The 17265-nt window shown below is 62.0% G+C and carries 12 protein-coding genes; 11 read left to right on the plus strand and 1 reads right to left on the minus strand.

Translation table 11 applies throughout. The features are described 5' to 3' along the window. The 6 genes from H5U38_11145 to H5U38_11170 form a co-directional block, all read left to right on the plus strand. Window positions 1-404: bifunctional hydroxymethylpyrimidine kinase/phosphomethylpyrimidine kinase (locus tag H5U38_11145; protein MBC7187580.1), on the plus strand; the 404-nt coding region annotated here is incomplete at its 5' end. Further along, complete coding sequence (purL, locus tag H5U38_11150) at window positions 401-3292, plus strand: phosphoribosylformylglycinamidine synthase subunit PurL (GenBank protein MBC7187581.1); 2892 nt, start codon at window positions 401-403, stop codon at window positions 3290-3292. The genes H5U38_11145 and purL, both read left to right, overlap by 4 nt. 101 nt (window positions 3293-3393) lie before the next feature. Beyond that, entirely contained in the window at window positions 3394-4182 is a 789-nt protein-coding gene (gene purQ / locus H5U38_11155; protein MBC7187582.1) for a phosphoribosylformylglycinamidine synthase I, read from the plus strand. A 25-nt stretch (window positions 4183-4207) separates the two neighbouring features. Beyond that, window positions 4208-5131, plus strand: coding sequence for a metallophosphoesterase (locus tag H5U38_11160; GenBank protein MBC7187583.1), 924 nt, complete (start codon window positions 4208-4210; stop codon window positions 5129-5131). A 45-nt stretch (window positions 5132-5176) separates the two neighbouring features. Beyond that, window positions 5177-5824, plus strand: coding sequence for a VCBS repeat-containing protein (locus H5U38_11165; protein ID MBC7187584.1), 648 nt, complete (start codon window positions 5177-5179; stop codon window positions 5822-5824). Between the two features lie 14 nt (window positions 5825-5838). After that, on the plus strand, window positions 5839-7176 hold the full coding sequence (locus tag H5U38_11170) for an aminopeptidase P family protein (GenBank protein MBC7187585.1): 1338 nt from the start codon (window positions 5839-5841) through the stop codon (window positions 7174-7176). Window positions 7177-7270: 94 nt separating this feature from the next. Here the strand turns inward: H5U38_11170 and H5U38_11175 are convergent, their stop codons facing one another. Further along, window positions 7271-7615, minus strand: a complete 345-nt coding sequence (locus H5U38_11175) for an STAS domain-containing protein (protein MBC7187586.1) — start codon at window positions 7613-7615, stop codon at window positions 7271-7273. A gap of 364 nt (window positions 7616-7979) precedes the next feature. Between H5U38_11175 and H5U38_11180 the strand changes: the two genes are divergently transcribed. From H5U38_11180 to H5U38_11200, 5 genes are all read left to right on the plus strand, one after another. Further along, on the plus strand, window positions 7980-9842 hold the full coding sequence (locus H5U38_11180) for a DUF2207 domain-containing protein (protein MBC7187587.1): 1863 nt from the start codon (window positions 7980-7982) through the stop codon (window positions 9840-9842). Window positions 9843-10886: 1044 nt separating this feature from the next. Next, window positions 10887-11867, plus strand: coding sequence for a hypothetical protein (locus H5U38_11185; GenBank protein ID MBC7187588.1), 981 nt, complete (start codon window positions 10887-10889; stop codon window positions 11865-11867). A 17-nt stretch (window positions 11868-11884) separates the two neighbouring features. Then, entirely contained in the window at window positions 11885-13798 is a 1914-nt protein-coding gene (locus H5U38_11190) for a 3-isopropylmalate dehydratase large subunit (protein MBC7187589.1), read from the plus strand. Between the two features lie 64 nt (window positions 13799-13862). After that, entirely contained in the window at window positions 13863-15110 is a 1248-nt protein-coding gene (locus H5U38_11195; GenBank protein ID MBC7187590.1) for an aminotransferase class I/II-fold pyridoxal phosphate-dependent enzyme, read from the plus strand. 115 nt (window positions 15111-15225) lie between these two features. Then, a partial coding sequence (locus H5U38_11200; GenBank protein MBC7187591.1) for a PAS domain S-box protein occupies window positions 15226-17265 on the plus strand: 2040 nt, incomplete at its 3' end.

Here is a 17265-nt window from a genome sequence, read left to right on the forward strand (position 1 = left end):
AGTACCAGGGAGTTTGTACCATCAAGCCCAACCGGCGGGAAACCGAAGAGGTGCTGGGCACGCGTCTCGCAAAGGATGATGACGTCCGCGCTGCCGGCAAAGAGTTGCTGCAACGGTTGGCCTGCGAGAACGTGCTCCTCACCTTAGGCTCGGATGGCATGTACCTGTTCCAGCGAAACGGCGCGGCGGCCCATGTGCCCACGAAGGCACGCAAGGTGCACGACGTTTCCGGTGCCGGCGACACGGTGATTAGTGTCTTTACCGCGGCTTATGCTGCTGGAGCGTCTCCCCCAGAGGCGGCGACCATCGCCAACTACGCCGCCGGCCTGGTGTGCGAAGAGGTGGGCGTGGTTCCTGTGGACAGGGAGCGGCTCTTGCAGATGCTCATCGACGACCAGAAATGAGCGAACAAGTCAGAGGGTGGCCTGTGACCACGCGGATCGAAATCGCGCTTCGACCTGAGTTCTTAGATACCGCGGCTGCGGCGGTGAGTTCCGGACTCCAGGACCTGGGTCTGGCCGCAGCAAAGTGCCAACATGCCGTGCAAGTCTACTACCTGCAAGGTGCGCTCAGCACGCCAGAAAAGGAACGCATCGCCAGCGAGTTGCTCGCCGACATGGTGACCCAAGTGTACGCCGTGGATGGTGACGTGCTCCCGCCGCCCGGCGCGGACGAGTGGGACGTCGAGATTACCTACAACCCTGGGGTCATGGATCCTGTGGAAGAAAGCGCCATGAAGGGGATCCGGGACCTGGGGATCCATTCTGTCACCGCCGTGAAGACGGCCCGCAGGTACCGGCTGGTGGGCCACCTCAGCGAGACGCAGAAGCAACTCATCGTGGACAAGCTGTTGGCGAACAAGGTGGTCGAGCACGTGGTGCGGCCAGGGGAGCAAATCTTCCACGGCACCATTGAGTATGCCTTCAAACTGGTGGAGGTTGACCTCCTTGAGGCCGACGACGCCCGGCTGCGGGAGATTAGCAAAGAGCGCAGCCTGTTCCTCAACCTGGAGGAGATGCGGGCCATACAGTCGTACTACCGCGGCTTGGGAAGAAATCCCACCGATTTGGAGTTGGAAACGCTTGCCCAGACCTGGTCGGAACACTGCAGCCACAAGACCTTGCGCGGCCTCATCCGATACGACGGCACCACCATCGACAATCTCCTCAAGCAGACCGTTATGCGGGTCACTCGCGAACTGGCGCTGCCGTGGTGCGTGTCGGTGTTCGTGGACAACTCCGGCGTCATCGAGTTCGATGATGAGTATGACGTCTGCTTCAAGGTGGAAACGCACAATCACCCGTCTGCAGTGGAACCTTACGGCGGCGCCAATACCGGCATCGGCGGCGTGATCCGTGACCCGCTCGGCACCGGTCTCGGGGCCAAGCCAATTGTCAACACTGATGTTTTCTGCTTCGGCCCGCCAGATTTCCCGCTGGAGCGACTGCCCAAGGGTGTGCTTCACCCAAAGCGCATCATGAAAGGCGTGGTAGCGGGGGTGCGCGACTATGGGAATCGCATGGGTATCCCCACGGTGAACGGCGCGGTGCTGTTCGATGAGCGCTACCTCGGCAACCCCCTTGTCTACTGCGGCACGATTGGCCTCTTGCCCAAAGGGATGCATCGCAAGGAGAGTGTGCCTGGCGACTATATCGTGGTCGTGGGTGGACGGACGGGGCGCGACGGCATCCATGGCGCCACGTGTTCATCTGGTGAGCTGACGGTGGAGTCCGAAGTGGAATGGGGCGGGGCCGTACAGATCGGTAATGCTATTACCGAGAAGAAGGTGGTCGACACTCTCCTCCAGGCGCGCGACCGGCGGCTGTACCGGGCCATTACCGATTGCGGTGCCGGGGGACTCTCCTCCGCCGTCGGTGAGTTGGCGCGCGAGACGGGCGCGGTGGTGGATTTGGAAAAGGTGCCGCTCAAGTACCAGGGGCTCAGCTACACGGAAATCTGGATTTCCGAGGCCCAGGAGCGGATGGTGATCTTTGTGCCTCCCGAAAAGTTGCAAGAAGCGCTCGCCCTGTTTGCCAGCGAAGACGTGGAAGCAACCGTGATCGGCCAGTTGACCTCCGACCGCCAGCTTGTGGTGCGCTATCAAGGGCACGTGGTGGGTCGCTTGGACATGGAGTTCCTGCACGAGGGGTTGCCCCGATTGGTGCGGGAGGCTCATTGGCAAGCGCCGACCTGGGAGGAACCAACCTTCGAAGACCCGCATGACCTTACCCCTTATTTGCACCAAATCCTCGGTTCCTGGAACGTGTGCAGCAAGGAGTGGGTGGTGCGGCAGTACGACCACGAGGTGCAAGGGGGCAGCGCCCTCAAGCCGCTCGTTGGGGCGGATAACGACGGTCCAGGAGATGCCAGCATTGTGCGGCCGCGGTATGATTCTTACCGTGCGATTGTCGTGGCCAACGGGATCAACCCCAAATACGGTCAGATCGACCCCTACTGGATGGCGGCCGCTGCCATAGACGAGGCCCTGCGCAACGTGGTGGCAGTGGGCGGCCAGGTATCGCGCACCGCACTGCTCGATAACTTCTGCTGGGGGAATCCGGACAAGCCCGACCGATTGGGAGGGCTGGTGCGCGCCGCCCAGGCCTGCTACGACATCGCCAAGGCTTATGGCACACCCTTCATCTCGGGCAAGGATAGCCTGAACAACGAGTACACCACCGAGCAGGGGGAGACCATCGCCATTCCGCCGACCTTGCTCATCTCGGCCATCAGCATCATGCCGGACTGCCGGAAAGCGGTCTCTATGGACCTGAAGCGTGCCGGCGACCTCCTGTACGTCCTGGGTATGACGCGGGATGAACTCGGGGGCAGCCACTACTACGCGGTGCGTGGTTTCGTGGGCAACGGCGTGCCTAAGGTATACCCGGGCGAGGCGCTGCGCCTGTTTGCCGCCCTGTCCGAGGCCATACAACGCGGGTTGGTGCGGGCCTGCCACGACTGCTCCGAGGGCGGACTCGGCGTAGCCCTGGCGGAGATGGCCTTTAGCGGGAATCTCGGCGCGACCGTAGAGCTCTCCGAGGTGCCTCACGCCCTTTCTGCAGTGAGAAACGACACCTTGCTTTTTTCCGAATCGTGCAGCCGCTTTGTAGTCGAGGTGTCGCCCGATGCGGCGAAAGCTTTCGAGGAGCTCATGCGCGGCCTGCCCTGTGCCCCTCTCGGGCGGGTGCAGAACAGCCGGCAGTTTGTGGTCAAAGGGATTTCAGGAGAGGTGGTAGTCGACGCGCCCATCGCCGAGCTCAAAGAGAGCTGGCAAGCGCCGCTGCGCTGGTAGGGCAGAGGCCCCGGGAAATCGCAGGGCATGCCAAGGGGAGCCTGTGACACATAGGTGCGTGGTGAACCCGCACGTCGAAGGGACAAGACAGGATGCCGAGGATGAAAAGGGTCAAAGTTCTGGTGCTCCGTGCGGCAGGTTCCAACTGCGATCAAGAGACGGCATTCGCTTTCCGCGCCGTGGGTGCGACAGCTGACCTGGTGCACGTCAATCGCGTGGTGAGCGGGCAACTCAGTCTGCATGACTACCACATCTTAGCCATTCCGGGGGGGTTCACTTACGGCGACGACGTGTCGGCAGGCAAGATCCTGGCCAACGAGCTGAAGTACAAGCTCGGCCAGGCCTTGGTGCAGTTCCACCGGCAAGGCAAACTCATCATCGGCATTTGCAATGGCTTTCAGGTGCTGGCCAAGGCCGGGCTTTTGCCCGAGGTGGACCTGGGCGCTCCTCAGCGGGTCACGCTGGCCAACAATGACTCTGGCAAGTTTGAAGATCGCTGGGTCTACTTGCGCGTGAACCCCGGTCCGTGCGTGTTCACGGCCGATGGGCCGGAGCGCATCTACCTGCCCGTTGCGCACGCGGAAGGCAAGTTCGTGGCTGCCTCAGAAGAAGTGCTCCACCGCCTACAGAGAAACGGCCAGGTGGTGCTGCAATACGTTCACCCCGAGGGCGGGCCGTGCACCTACCCCTGGAACCCCAATGGATCGGTGGCGGACATTGCGGGCATCTGCGACTCCTCGGGACGGGTTTTCGGGCTCATGCCTCACCCTGAGCGGCACTTCGATCCCACGCATCACCCTCGCTGGACAAGAGAAGGGCTGAAGCCAGAGGGAGACGGCGTTTTCATCTTTCGCAACGCGGTGACTTACGTCGCGAGCAAATTGCTTTGAGTCAGACAGCCGGGAGGACGGTTCCATGGAGGCAGTCGTTAAGGGTCTGCGGCATCGTGCGCTGGTTTTCGGGGCGGTGTTTGTGCTCTTGCTCGTCTTGGCTTGTGGCCAGCAGACGCAGTCGTTCCGCTTTGTGTTCATGACTGACATCCACGTGCAGCCTGAGCAGCGAGGGGCAGAGGGCTTCCGCGCCGCCATCCAGGCAGTGAATGCCCTGCGGCCCAAGCCGGCCTTCGTCATCACCGGCGGCGACTTGATCATGGACGCGCTTGAGCAGGGCTACGGCCGCGCCGATTCTCTCTACGCGCTCTACCTTGCCCTGGTCAAAGAATTCCAGATGCCCGTGTACAACTGCATTGGCAATCACGAGGTGTTCGGCCTGTACAAGAGCAGTGGCGTCGACCCCAGTCACCCCGAATTTGGCAAAGAGATGTTCAAGAAGCGCATCGGAGAAGGGCGTACCTACCGCTCCTTCGACCACGCGGGGTGGCATTTTGTTCTGCTGGATGCCATTGGGTTCACTCCCGAGCGCACCTACTACGGCTACGTCGATTCACTCCAGCTGGCCTGGTTGGCCAGCGACCTGGCACAGGTGAAGAAGGGCACGCCGGTCGTGTTGGTCATGCATATTCCGCTGTTCTCGGTGGCGGAACAGTTCGCCCACGGCCCGCTGGCTGCACTGGATCGTGCCCTGGCCGTGACCAATGCCCTCGACGTCCTGCGTACCTGTGCGGACCACTATGTGCCCTTGGTCCTGCAGGGACACATGCATGACGTGGAGGAGATCGTGGTAAGGGGAACCCACTTTGTCACCGGTGGCGCGGTGTCTGGCGCATGGTGGGCGGGACCATACCGCGGCTTCCCCGAGGGATTTGTGGTGGTGGACGTGAAAGGGAAACACTTCCGCTGGCAGTACCAGACCTATGGCTGGCAGGCTGGTGCCAAATAGGCTTGTCTGCGTAATGGCTGCGCACAAAGAATGGAGGGCCGGGCGATGAGCTGGTTGCGAAGGTGTCTCGCGCTGTGTCTGACTGGTGGTCTGATTATCGCCTCCGGGTACGGTCAAGAGACGACCACCACCACTGAACAACTTCCCACCTTGTACTCCGACCTGGCCGCGATCTACTACTACGGCAACGGGGTGACGCGCATCCACACCTGGATCAACAACGGTGGCACGGGGTTCTCCTACTCTGGTTCCAACGGGTGGTTCAGCACCAATAAAGGAGGGTACGAGGCCGACCGGCTAGTGAAGATGGCCTGCGGCGATTTTGACGGCAATGGCCTGGATGACCTTGCCGGTTTCTACTACTACGGAAACGGCAAGACCGCCATCCACGTCTGGCTGAACAATGGCTTGAACCGCTTCGAGTACAAGACCTCGGCGGGTTGGTGGCGTGAGGAGGCGGGCTACGATGCCACTAAGCTCGTCGGGGTCGCCGCCGGCGACTACAACGGCGACGGGTTTGATGACCTGTGTGGTTTCTATAACTACGGCGGCGGCAAGGTGCACATTCACGTCTGGCTGAGCGACGGGGTGTCGGCTTTCAAATACCAGGGTTCGGACGGCTGGTGGAAGGTGAATGCCGGCTATGAGGCGGAGGGCATCAAACATGTCCTCGGTGGGGAGTTCGCCCGGTGACCGGGAGGTCCGTGATGGATAGTAAGTCGTTTCGCCGCCACGCGGTGGGAGTGCTGGCGGGGATGGTAGCGTGGGGTGCCCTTGCCATAGCTGTCAAGGCGCAGCCTGCGGAGGAATTTGAAGCACGTCGTGAGGCTGTGCGAAGGCTCCTGTCGCCCCGGGGCGTGGCGGTGTTCAAGGCGGCGCAGCGCTCTGGGGAAAGCTATGGCTGTCCATTCCGCCAGGAGAGCAATTTCTATTACCTCACCGGCATCGACCAGCCGGGTGCAGTGCTGATACTGAGCAAGCGTGGGCTGCCCATTGCGGGTCAAGAGCGACCTGTTAAGGAGGTCGTTTTCCTGGAAAGGATGGCTGGTGGGGGAGAGCTCACCGCAGAGCAGGCCACGAGCAGACTGCTCATCGATGTGGCGCGCCCGCTGCATGACTTTTACGGTGCCTTTGCCGAAGCGTTGACGCGTGCCGACACGCTCTACTTTAAGGCTCCGCGCCTGCGCTTGGAAGAGCCGATTACCAAGGAGCTGGAGTTGATCGAGGCGGCCCGGCTGCGCCAGTACCCGGTCGTGGTCAGCAATCCTGCAAGCCTGCTGGCCGGGCTCCGGGTCATCAAGAGCCAGGCAGAGGTGGAGCTCATTCGCAAAGCGGCCCAGCTCACCTGTGCCGCCCAGGTGGAGGCCATAAAGTCGGTGGAGCCCGGCATGTGGGAGTACGAGGTCGCTGCGTTGGTGGAATACGTGTTCCGCCGCGGGGACGGCGATGGTTCGGCCTTCGCCCCAATTATCGGCTCGGGACCCAATTCTTGCCGTATCCATTACAGCGAGAACAAGCGGCAGATGGAGGCGGGGGACCTGCTCGTCGTGGACATTGGAGCCTCGTACCGGCACTACTGCGCGGACCTCACGCGCACCATGCCAGTGAGCGGCACCTTCTCTGAGCGACAACGCGCTGTTTACGAACTGGTCCTGAAGGCCCAGACGGAGGCCATCGCACTGGTCAAGCCAGGGGTCAAGATTTCCGAGGTCCACGACAAGGCGGCACAGGTCATCGGGCAGGGGCTTGTGCAGCTGGGGCTCATCAGCCGTCCTGGCGAGTATGCCAAGTACTTCGTGCACGGCACCAGCCATCAGCTTGGCCTGGACGTCCACGACGTCGGCGAGGTGACGGTGCTGCAACCCGGAATGGTCATTACCGTCGAGCCGGGCATCTACATCCCCGAGGAGAACCTGGGAGTGCGCATTGAGGACGATGTCCTTGTCACTGCGCAGGGTCACGAGGTGCTTTCATCTGCTGCACCCAAGACCGTTGCCGAAATAGAGGCCCTGATGCGCGAGGTGGGCATAGGGAACATGAAGTGAGAAGCATAGGGAGGGCGCCTGCTTTTTTGCGCTGCCAGGCGAGGCCGGACGCAGGGGACTTGGGGGGAAGCGCTGCGGGTGCACGGCAGCGCGGCTAGGCGGTAGAGGGGGACCGCAGGGCCTCGTCCACCGACTCGAAGGTCGGGATGACTCGACTTAGCTTGGTGATGCTCATGTAGTGGCGGACACGCTCGCTGAGGCATGCCAGGCGAAGCTCAGCGCCATGGTCTTGCAGCGTCAGGAAGCACTTGATGAGCGCACCGATGGCCGTGCTGTTTGCCCAACGCACGCGGCTCAAATCCAGAACGACCCTGCGGTAGCCGGCGCGGTCCAGCTTCTCCACCTCCTGGCAAAGGGTGGCGGTCTCCGGTCCTCCCATGAGCTTCCCCTCGGGCGTAATAAGCGCGACTTTTTCCTCAAGAACATTGACCATGATCATCGTCCCATCCAAGATGGTTGTTGGGCAACAGGGCACATGCTGGAGCCACTCTTGTGCAAAGTGTTCACCGGCTTAGACCAGTTGAGGCGCGAAAAAGTTGCACTCGACTAAGAAGACGCGCCGGTGCTGGGGAATGTTACTCCTGAGCAGCGTTGCAAGAAGCAGCGACCAGGGGGAATGGCGGACATTCCGGAGCTCCGCCGGCAGGAAGCCAGAGACAGGCACTGTCGCCACGGCGAGGGATCGGTGGGCCGGCCATGACGGCACCGCTGCGAAAGAGGAGGGAGTACCGACTGCATCTGCCTCAGTGTTCGTCAGAATCTGGCCACAAGTAGAACCTCGTGCTCACATCCAGGAGGGAAGGATGCGGACAGTCAAGATACCCGTGCTGTCAAATCGGCCACTGGCGATAGCGTTCGTTCAGTGCGCAGTGGTTGCTGCGCTCCTGATGCTGTTCTGCCTGCCACCTCTTCAGGCGGCGAGCAAGAGGTACGACATCCTGGGCGTGTGGGTGAACGCCTATCTCCATGAGGACGGAAGCATGGATGTGGTTGAACAGCGTCAGTATCGGTTTGTGGGCAACTTCACCTGGGCGAGCTACGAGTTGCCGCTGGCCGGGACCGGGGGCGTTCGCGATGTTCGTGTCAGCGAAGGCGACACGGAATACCGCTTGGATGACTCGCAGGAACCTGGCACCTACAACATCGAGGAGAGCCCTGAAAGGTTGGGCGTGCGCTGGTACTACCGCGCACGCAACCAGGTGCGCACCTTCACGCTGCGGTTTCGCTTGTTGGACGTGGTGCGCCGCCACCAAGACGTCGCTGTGTTGTACTACAAGTTCGTGGGGAGTGGCTGGGATAGGCCAAGTGGCTCGGTGACCGTGCGCATTGTGCCCCCTCAAGCACTTGCGACAGGCCAAGTGCGCGCCTGGGCGCATGGTCCCCTCTGGGGGAATGTCGTCATTCGCGACGACGGGACCATCTTAGCCGACGTGGCGCAGCTCCCCAAACGGCGCTTCTGGGAAGTGCGGGCTCTGTATCCTGCGCAGGTCTTTGCCGCCGCGCCTGTGCTGCCGGACTCCGTCGAGGCCATTATCATGCAGGAAGAGGCTGCATGGGCCGAGCGTGCCAATCTCGAGCGGCAAGAGGCCTTAGCACGTGAGGCCAGCAAGAAGGCGCGAAAGGAGCACGGCCGGTGGTTGGTGGCACTGCTCAGCGTCGGTGGGCTGCTCAGCTGGTGGAACATTTACCGCGTCTACGGCCGACGGCATCAGGTGCCTCGGCAGCCGGCCTTGTCGGGCGCACCCCCGGCGGATACACCACCCGCCTTGGTTAGCTACCTGGTCTTCAACCGCACCGTGAGCGCCAACGCTTTGGTGGCCACGTTGCTGGACCTGGCGCGGCGGGGGCTCATCAAGATCGTGGAGGAAGAGCCGGCAGCCGACAAGCGCGGCCGCGTCACCAAGAAGCCTGAATATGTGCTTGAGCTGGACAGGGAGCGCGCACGACGCGATGCTGATGAGGGTCGTCTGCTGACCTACGAGCGAAGTCTGCTGGCGTACCTTTTCGGACCTCTGTCCGACGGGGCAACCCGCCTCAGCCTTGGCGAGCTGCAGAGGCACAGAAGCGCGACAGCCTCCTTCTTTTCCCAGTGGTGCAAGGAGGTGGCAACCGAGGCCAAGGCGCGCAATTTTTACGACCAGGAGAGCCTGCGCGCCATGAACCGCTCGTTGCTCCTTTCTGGCCTGCTGCTTCTGTTGACCGTGGCAGCCGGTTTCCTGGTGGAGGAGTGGGCTTTGCTCTTGGCTGCGGTTACGCTCTGCGTGTTTGTCCTCTCCTTTCTCGTGCCTCGCCGCACTCCTGAGGCAGAGGTCGAAGCCAGGCAATGGAAGGCCCTGGCCAGGTACATGGCCAAATTCGGAACGAGGGACGCGCAATTCACGGAGTATCCGTCTGAGGTTGACAAACTGCTGGTGTACGGTACTGCCCTGGGCGTCCGTTCCAAAGCGATGGAGGCGTTTTTGGGGCAGATGCCGGAAGAGCAGCTGGCCACCTTTTCCTGGTATGTGGGGGGCGTTGGTGCACGCCCGGGCGGCGGGATTTCTGAGGCGCTGAGTTCCATGGTTTCGGCAGTAACCAGCAGCGTCAGTTCGGCCACCGGCGCTGGTGGTGGGGCCAGCGCCGGTGGTGGCGGTGGTGCTGGCGGTTCTGGCGGAGGTGCCGGCTAAACCCAAGGGGCTGGCTTGAGCGTCCTGCGCCCCCTCCGCTGGCGGGGCGGCCTACCCGGCGGCAAGCCGCGTGGCCTCGGCCGCCACGGCGGGAGGTCCGTGGTAGGGGGCTCCTCCTCTGGCTGGGCGCCTCCGAGCCGCTCCTGACACTCCAACACCCGAAGGCAGAAGCGATGGAGGGCAGGTCCCGCCGTGAGAGGAACAACGAGCTCAATGCTCGACGTCGGCCCCGCAAAGGTCGCGCGATACCAGCTCTTGAACAGGAAGAGAACAAGACACAGGGGGAACATGAGCAGCAGGGCGATCAGCCGTACCGAATGAAGCTCGCCCGAGCAGTGGGGGCTTGCGACGGCAAGCGCGAAGCAGAGTCCCCCCAGGATTATCCACCACCACGCAAAGCGGCGGCGGAGGTGAATGGCGGCAAGCATCGACAGTGGCAGCCACGTCGAAAGTCTCCTGCGGCGAGGCGGCCGCATCTGCTCTGCGAGATTGTGTGGCGTCAGCAAAACTGGGTGGCACCGCAGAAATCGCTCACGCCACGTCACTGTGTGCTCACTCAGGTGATATGGCGTGAGCAGGACCCACTTTCTCGGCGTGCGCAGCGCCATTATGATCGGAGCGCCCATAAAACTGGTTCCCCCTTTTGGGCCTCCGGCAAACACCGGTTTGGGCCCACCTTAGGCCGAGTTCGCAGGCCTCTTGGGTACCACCGAATGTGGTGGTGCCCGCAGCCCCTCGGCAGCGTGAGATAGAACCGATTGCTCGCGCGAGTTGAAGCCCGTGGAAGTTTTCAGTCAAGAGGCTGTGCCCCCAGGGGTGGATACGAGTTGGCGCGGCTCCCGCCCCCCGACGCTAACAATATAACCTCCGACACCCAAAAAGTCAAGCACTTTTTTTGCGTCACAAACAGCTTGACCCTTGCGCCCAGATTTCCTAAATTTGGCCGTGCGCTCTTGCGTAAGCCGCAGCAATAGGCCAGAGAAATGGTCGAGCGCCCACAGGAAGAGCGCCTACGAGCCACCGGGTAGTTGGGATACCGAGCGGATGTACCAGAAGATAATCACGCACGAAGATTTTGATGGCTTGGCCTGTGCCGTCTTCTGCTCCCATGCCTTGCATGTAAACCACATTGAATTCACCGGCCCGCGGACGGTGAGCGAGGCGCGCATAACTATTACCAAAGCAGATGTGGTCTGCGACCTGCCGTACCCTTTGGAATGCGGGCTGTGGTTTGACCACCATGAGGCAAACCTCGAGGAGTTGCACCTGCGCGGCATTGACCCCAAACAGGTGAACGGCCGTTTCGCCCCGCGCGACTCTTGTGCGCGAGTGGTCTACGAACACTTCGCGGAGCAAGGTATTGCGCTCCCAGGGCACTTTGCCGAGCTGGTGGCCGAGGCGGACGCGATCGACGCCTTCCGATTTGGGTCGGTCGAGGAGTGGCGTAAGGAGACGCCCGGCAAGGTGATTGATGGCACGATCAAGCTTCTCCAGCAGCAACCCGACGGTGGCAAGTGGCAGTACCTGCGCTCGTTGGTGCAGCGGTTGAAGGAGGAGCCATTGGAGACTGTGGCCGCGCGCCCCGATGTACAGGAGCGCTTTGCGCGCTACCGGCGGCTCGAACAGGAGATGCTCGAGCTCATCCGCGCAGATGCACGCTTCCTGCCCGAAGACCCTGAACAGGAACTTGTGATCCTGGATCTCACCCGCCATAATCGTAGGCCCCAGGTGATACGACAGCTCGCCTATCTGCTCTTCCCGCAGGCGAAAGGGGTCATCGAGGTGCGCAACCTGTTCCGCGACGGCACCAAGACCACTGATCTCAGCATCTCGTTTTCTCTTGGGGTTGCCATGGCTGCAGAGGAGCACAGCAAGGACGTAGGCGAGATTATGCGGCAGCTGAACATCGGCAGTGGGCACAAGGGTGCGGCCGCCGGCACCATCTTCTGCTCGTCCAAGGACGAAATGGTGAAGGTCAAAGAGCAGATACTTCGCCAAATGGTCACGTTGTTCCGGCAACAATAGCGGTGGCGAGGAGCACTATGGGACAGACCATCGTCGAGAAGATCATCTCTGCGCATACGGCCCGCGAGGCACGGGCTGGCGAGATTGTGTGGATGGACATCGACTTGCGCAGCGCGCGCGACTTTGGCGGTGCGAACGTGGTCAAGAACCTGCGTGAACATTACCGGGACAACTACGTGGCCGACCCGTCACGCACCGTGTTCACCTTCGATTGCAACGTGCCGGCCAACACGGCGGGCTATGCGGACAACCAACAGATTTGCCGCCTTTTTGCCCGTGAGCAGGGCATTCGCGTCTTCGACGTCAATCAGGGGATCGGCTCGCACGTGGTCATCGAGCAGGGTTTAGTGGTCCCCGGCGAGGTGATGGTCGGGACCGATAGCCATCTGAACATTCTCGGGGCCATCGGTGCGTTTGGCCAGGGAATGGGCGACCAGGATATCACTTTCGCGTTCAAGACGGGGCGTACGTGGTTCGAAGTGCCGCCGACTATTCGCGTCAACCTCTACGGTACCTTCCAATATCCCACTACGGCAAAGGACTTGACGCTGTACATCGTGGGCAAGTTGGGGACAAAAGGAGCGCTGGGGAAGGCCGTGGAATTCTACGGTCCGGCAATCGACCAACTCTCTCTTGCCGGCCGCATCACCCTGGCAAGTATGGCCACCGAGATGGGCGCCATCGCGGCGTTTATGGTGCCCAGCGAGGAAGTGCTGTCCTATTGCCGGGCGCGCTCGGGGCGGGCGGTCAGTCCGGTGACCGCCGATTCAGATGCGGAGTACGTTCAGGTCATCGACATCGACGTGAGCGATTTGCGCCCACAGGTGGCCAGGCCGAACAGCCCTGCTGATGTCGTGCCGGCCAGCGACCTCAGAGACGTGCGCATCGACTCGGTCTTCATCGGCTCTTGCACGAACGGGCGGTATGAGGACTATGCGGTGGTGGCCAGCATCTTGCGTGGTCAGCGCGTGGCGGACGGCGTGATGCTCAAGATCGTCCCTGCCACCGCAGAGGTCTACGACCGGCTTTTGGACGACGGCCTCATCAAGATCTTTCGCGAGGCAGGGGCGGTGGTGAGCCACCCGGGCTGTGGCGGGTGCGCCTCTGGCCAGATCGGTATGGTGGGAGAACAGGAGGTGCAGATCAGCACCTCTAACAGGAACTTTCGCGGCAAGCAGGGCAAAGGCGACACCTACCTGGCCAGCCCGGCGACCGCGGCGGCCAGCGCCCTGCGGGGATTCATCACCTGCCCGACGACCGTGCCCCACACCCTCATCGATTTTCTGCCTGATGGGCGCTATCTGGGGCGCCGAAGCGAGGTGGTGCCCTCTCGTCCGCCCCGTGCCCCTCGGGCTGCGCGGGCAGAGGTTTTCTCGCCGACTCCGTCAACGCAACCTGGTGGCGCCGAGCTGATCGTGGGCCGGGTGTTCAAGATCGTGGACGAGAAGGGCCGCCTGATCGACGACATCGACACCGACATGATCTTTCACAACCGCTATCTGCACATCAAGGATGTGGCGCAGATGGGGCAGTACACATTCGACAATCTGCGTGGTTACGAGGATTTTGGCCGCAAGGCCACGCCCGAGGATATCGTCGTTGTGGGCAAGAACTTTGGCTGTGGCTCCTCCCGGCAACAGGCGGTGGATTGTTTTCGCAGCTTAGGGATCCGGCTCATCATCAGCGAATCCACGGGTGCTATTTACAAGCGCAATGCCATCAATTCTGGCTTGGGGCTGCTGGAATGCCCGGGCCTCAGCGACGCCGCTCTTAACCAAGGCGACGAGATCGAGGTGGACGTGGCCAGCGGCCGCATCGTGAATCGCACCAACGGCGCTACGATCAAGGCAGTGCCGTTTTCGCCGGTGCAACTGGAAATCTACCGCGCCGGTAACCTCTTTGCTTACGGAACGCAGCTGATGGGGGAGTAATGCCGAGTGCAGTTTACGGCAGTGGCCTGGGACTTGCACGAAAGAGAACATCCAGGAGGCAAGAATGGCAGGAGACGGAGTGATTGTGCCGGCCCGCCGCACGGAGAAGATTACCTATGCGGTGCGGGACATCGTGGTCTTGGCCGAGCAGGCGGCCAAGCAGGGCAAAGAGATGCTCTACCTGAACATCGGCGACCCGAACGCGTTCGACTTCCAGACGCCACGGCACATCATCGAGGCCACCTACCAGGCCATGCTGCGCAACATGAACGGCTATTCTCCTTCATCCGGGGTGCAGGAGGCTCGCGAGGCCATCACGCGGGCAGCCCGGGCGAAAGGAATCGACAACATCCTGGATGTGTTCATCACCACTGGCGCCAGCGAGGCCATCGACGTTTGCCTGACCGCGCTGGCCAATGAGGGGGAAAACGTGCTCCTCCCCTCGCCTGGTTATCCGCTCTATAGCGCCATCCTGAATAAGCTGGGCGTGGAGGTCAATGAGTACTATCTCGACGAAGAAAGCGACTGGCAGCCGGACGTGCGCGACATCGCCAAGAAGATCAACCGCAAGACACGGGCAATCGTGCTCATCAACCCCAACAATCCAACCGGTGCTCTGTACCGCGAGGAGGTGCTGCAGAGCATCGTCGAGCTATCTTTGCGGCACAGCCTGGTGATTTTCGCCGATGAGATTTACGATAAACTCATCTTCGACGGCTTGCGCCACGTTTCCATCGCCTCCCTCAATGGCGAAGTCCCTGTGGTCACCCTGAACGGACTGTCGAAGGCCTACTTAGTGCCCGGGTTCCGGATCGGCTGGGGGATCGTCAGTGGCAAGGCGGAGTGGCTCAAGGACTATGTGGAGGCGATCAACAAGTTGTTGCGTGCCAGGCTGTGCGCCAATCACCCTGAGCAGTGGGCCATCCGACCGGCGCTGGAAGGGGACCAAAGCCACTTAGTAGACGTGATGGCGCGCTTGACCAGGCGCCGGGACATCACCGTCCGCATGCTGAACGCCATACCGGGTATCTCGTGTGTCAAGCCAGAAGGTGCCTTCTACGCATTTCCCCGCCTCGCCGTAGACGGAACAGACGACGACTTTGTGCGTGCCCTCATTTCGGAGACCGGCGTGGTCGTCGTGCCGGGGAGTGGGTTCGGCCAGAAGCCTGGCACGAAGCACTTCCGGGTGGTGTTTCTGCCCCCGGAAAACGTGTTGGAGAGCGCGTATGAGCGCATAGGCGAGTTCTTCGTGCGCTATGCGCGCTCGGCCGCAGGCTTGGCCCAGGTGGGCAGGGCGTCAGTTTCCCGTTGACATTGAGGCGGAGTTTGTGTATCTTGAAGCGTGGTCAGGCAGCCCCGGGCGGGGCAGGGCAAGTGAAGAGGTGTTGAGGATGTGAGGACTGGTTGTTGCCGCGGAGGTGTCTGACATGACATCGGCGCCTGCTGCCGAGGAGGTGCATGCCCGCCTGCAAGCGGTTCAGGATGAGCTGGCGCAGAAATTCAACGTAGCCATCGCCATCCGTGACCGTCATGGTCAACCACTTACCACCCCAAGCAAGTCTGTCGAACAGAAGGCCTCCCTTTCGGCTTCGGCCCTGCAAGGGCTCTACCACTGCCTTTCTTCCAACTGGCTGCTGCGTGACCAGGACGCGTTGCAGGGGAAGCGTCTTGTTGCCACGCTCTTTTCCGGTGGCGTAGCCGTAGCGGCCCTGCCCATGATGGTTGACTCGGAGGTTGCCGCCGTGGTGCGGGTAGCGCAGACCTTCGGCGAGGTGCGGCGCAAACTGGAGCTGCTCAATGAGCAAGTCGTGAGCAGCGGCGGGGCCATCTCCAGCGAGGACTTTATTGACCCGGTGGACATCCATCTGGGTGCTCACTTTGTCGCGATGCTGGAAGCCATTGAGCAGGCGGTGGGAGAAGTGCTGGGTGTGGCGCCAGTTGCACCTCCCCCAGAGGCCCCTGGGGCGCTGCCTCCGCTCCCGGCGACCGAGCGGCTGCTGAGCATCATCCCGGCAGGCGCCTTCGTTGCCACGGTGGACTGGCAGATCAGTGCGGCGAACCAAGAACTGGCGAGGATGCTCGGCTATGCCGACGGCCAGGCATTGGTGGGGCGCAACCTGCTTGGCGAGCTCATGGACTTGGAATTCCTGCCGCTACTGGAGGAGTTGCAAGGCAAAGACGAAATCGTCGCACGGCAGGTGAGACTGCGCGCCGCCGATGGGGGCGAACTGCCGGCCATCCTGAGCATGGCGGCCATGGAGAGCAAGGCAGGTGCGCCTCCCACGTACCTGGGAGTGGTGCAGCGCACGGAGAGGGGGATGGAGGGGCCAAGTGCGCCCGCACTGGCTCCTGCGCAATTAGAGGCTCTGGTGGAAAGCTGGCCAGCGCCGGCGCTCTTGGTGGACAGCTCGCAGCGGATCCTTAGGCATAGCCGGGCGGTGGAGCAGGAGCTGGGGTATGCTGCGGGCGAGCTTGCTGGTGCCCAGTTGCAGTCGGTCCTCGCGGGGACAGAGGGGGTTTTTGCAGTCGCAGAGACTTCCCCCTCACCAGTGCCTCAGGTGCTTGACATGCAGTTCTTCCACAAGTCGGGTGACCGGACAGAGGCACGCTGTGTGGCAGTCCCCGCAGCTGGAGCGGTGGCCTTCCTCGTTTTGTCGGCGCCTTCTGCGCCTGGGGTTCGACTTGAGGCAGGTGACTTGCTCAGCTCTCTGGTGGCGAGGCTTCCGTTTGCTTCCTTGGTCTGCACAGGGGACGGGAGGATCCTTCACGCCAATGTCGCGTCGGCCGCGCTCACCGGCTACACGGAGGAGGAATTGCTCGGACGCCCCCTCGCCGAGCTCGTGGCGAGCGACGAACAGGCGAACGTGGCTGATTGGCTGAGCGACGCGCGGGCCGGCCAGCTCGTCGACACCCGCTTGACTGTGAGCAGGAAGGACGGGACCCTGGCAGAAGTTGGCGCGCGCATGTTCGCCGTCCACGGGGAGAACCGGACTCCGTTTGTGGTGGTCACACTTCAGGAAGCCGCAAGGCGGAGTGACGCAGAAGGCGACCAGTGTTATCGGCAATTGGTGGAAGCCTCGCGGGACCTCTATTGGGCAATTGAAATTCCTGACCCAGAGCACTTTGAGCTGGCAATTCCCCTGCAGCTCAGCCGTGGTTTTGCCGACATCCCTGATCTGGCCACCCTGAAGGCCGAAGGCGGCTTGGTGCGGGCCAAAATAACCCACACTCCGGAGAGCTGGGAGACGTTTCGCCGTTCCTGCCTGGCGGTCCTGCGAACCGGGCGGGTGATGTCTGGGGTGCGCACCGTGCATGTGGACCGCGAAGGCAAGGTGGTGCAGACCTTTTTGACGGAGATCCTCCCGCTTTATCGCGAGGGCAAACTGGTGGGCGTGCACGGCCTGGCGCGCGATACTACCCAGGAGTACCTGCTGCAACAGGAGCTGCGACGCTCGGAAGAGAAGTAT

The organism is Calditrichota bacterium, from assembly GCA_014359355.1.
Taxonomy (GTDB): domain Bacteria; phylum Zhuqueibacterota; class Zhuqueibacteria; order JANLFK01; family Oleimicrobiaceae; genus Oleimicrobium.

What these genes read in the sequence shown, in the direction of transcription:
- H5U38_11175 (MBC7187586.1), bottom strand. Translation starts at nt 7,615, where the DNA reads ATGATCATGGTCAATGTTCTTGAGGAAAAAGTCGCGCTTATTACGCCC.
- purL (MBC7187581.1), top strand. Translation starts at nt 401, where the DNA reads ATGAGCGAACAAGTCAGAGGGTGGCCTGTGACCACGCGGATCGAAATC.
- H5U38_11160 (MBC7187583.1), top strand. Translation starts at nt 4,208, where the DNA reads ATGGAGGCAGTCGTTAAGGGTCTGCGGCATCGTGCGCTGGTTTTCGGG.
- purQ (MBC7187582.1), top strand. Translation starts at nt 3,394, where the DNA reads ATGAAAAGGGTCAAAGTTCTGGTGCTCCGTGCGGCAGGTTCCAACTGC.
- H5U38_11195 (MBC7187590.1), top strand. Translation starts at nt 13,863, where the DNA reads ATGGCAGGAGACGGAGTGATTGTGCCGGCCCGCCGCACGGAGAAGATT.
- H5U38_11185 (MBC7187588.1), top strand. Translation starts at nt 10,887, where the DNA reads ATGTACCAGAAGATAATCACGCACGAAGATTTTGATGGCTTGGCCTGT.
- H5U38_11180 (MBC7187587.1), top strand. Translation starts at nt 7,980, where the DNA reads ATGCGGACAGTCAAGATACCCGTGCTGTCAAATCGGCCACTGGCGATA.
- H5U38_11170 (MBC7187585.1), top strand. Translation starts at nt 5,839, where the DNA reads ATGGATAGTAAGTCGTTTCGCCGCCACGCGGTGGGAGTGCTGGCGGGG.
- H5U38_11165 (MBC7187584.1), top strand. Translation starts at nt 5,177, where the DNA reads ATGAGCTGGTTGCGAAGGTGTCTCGCGCTGTGTCTGACTGGTGGTCTG.
- H5U38_11190 (MBC7187589.1), top strand. Translation starts at nt 11,885, where the DNA reads ATGGGACAGACCATCGTCGAGAAGATCATCTCTGCGCATACGGCCCGC.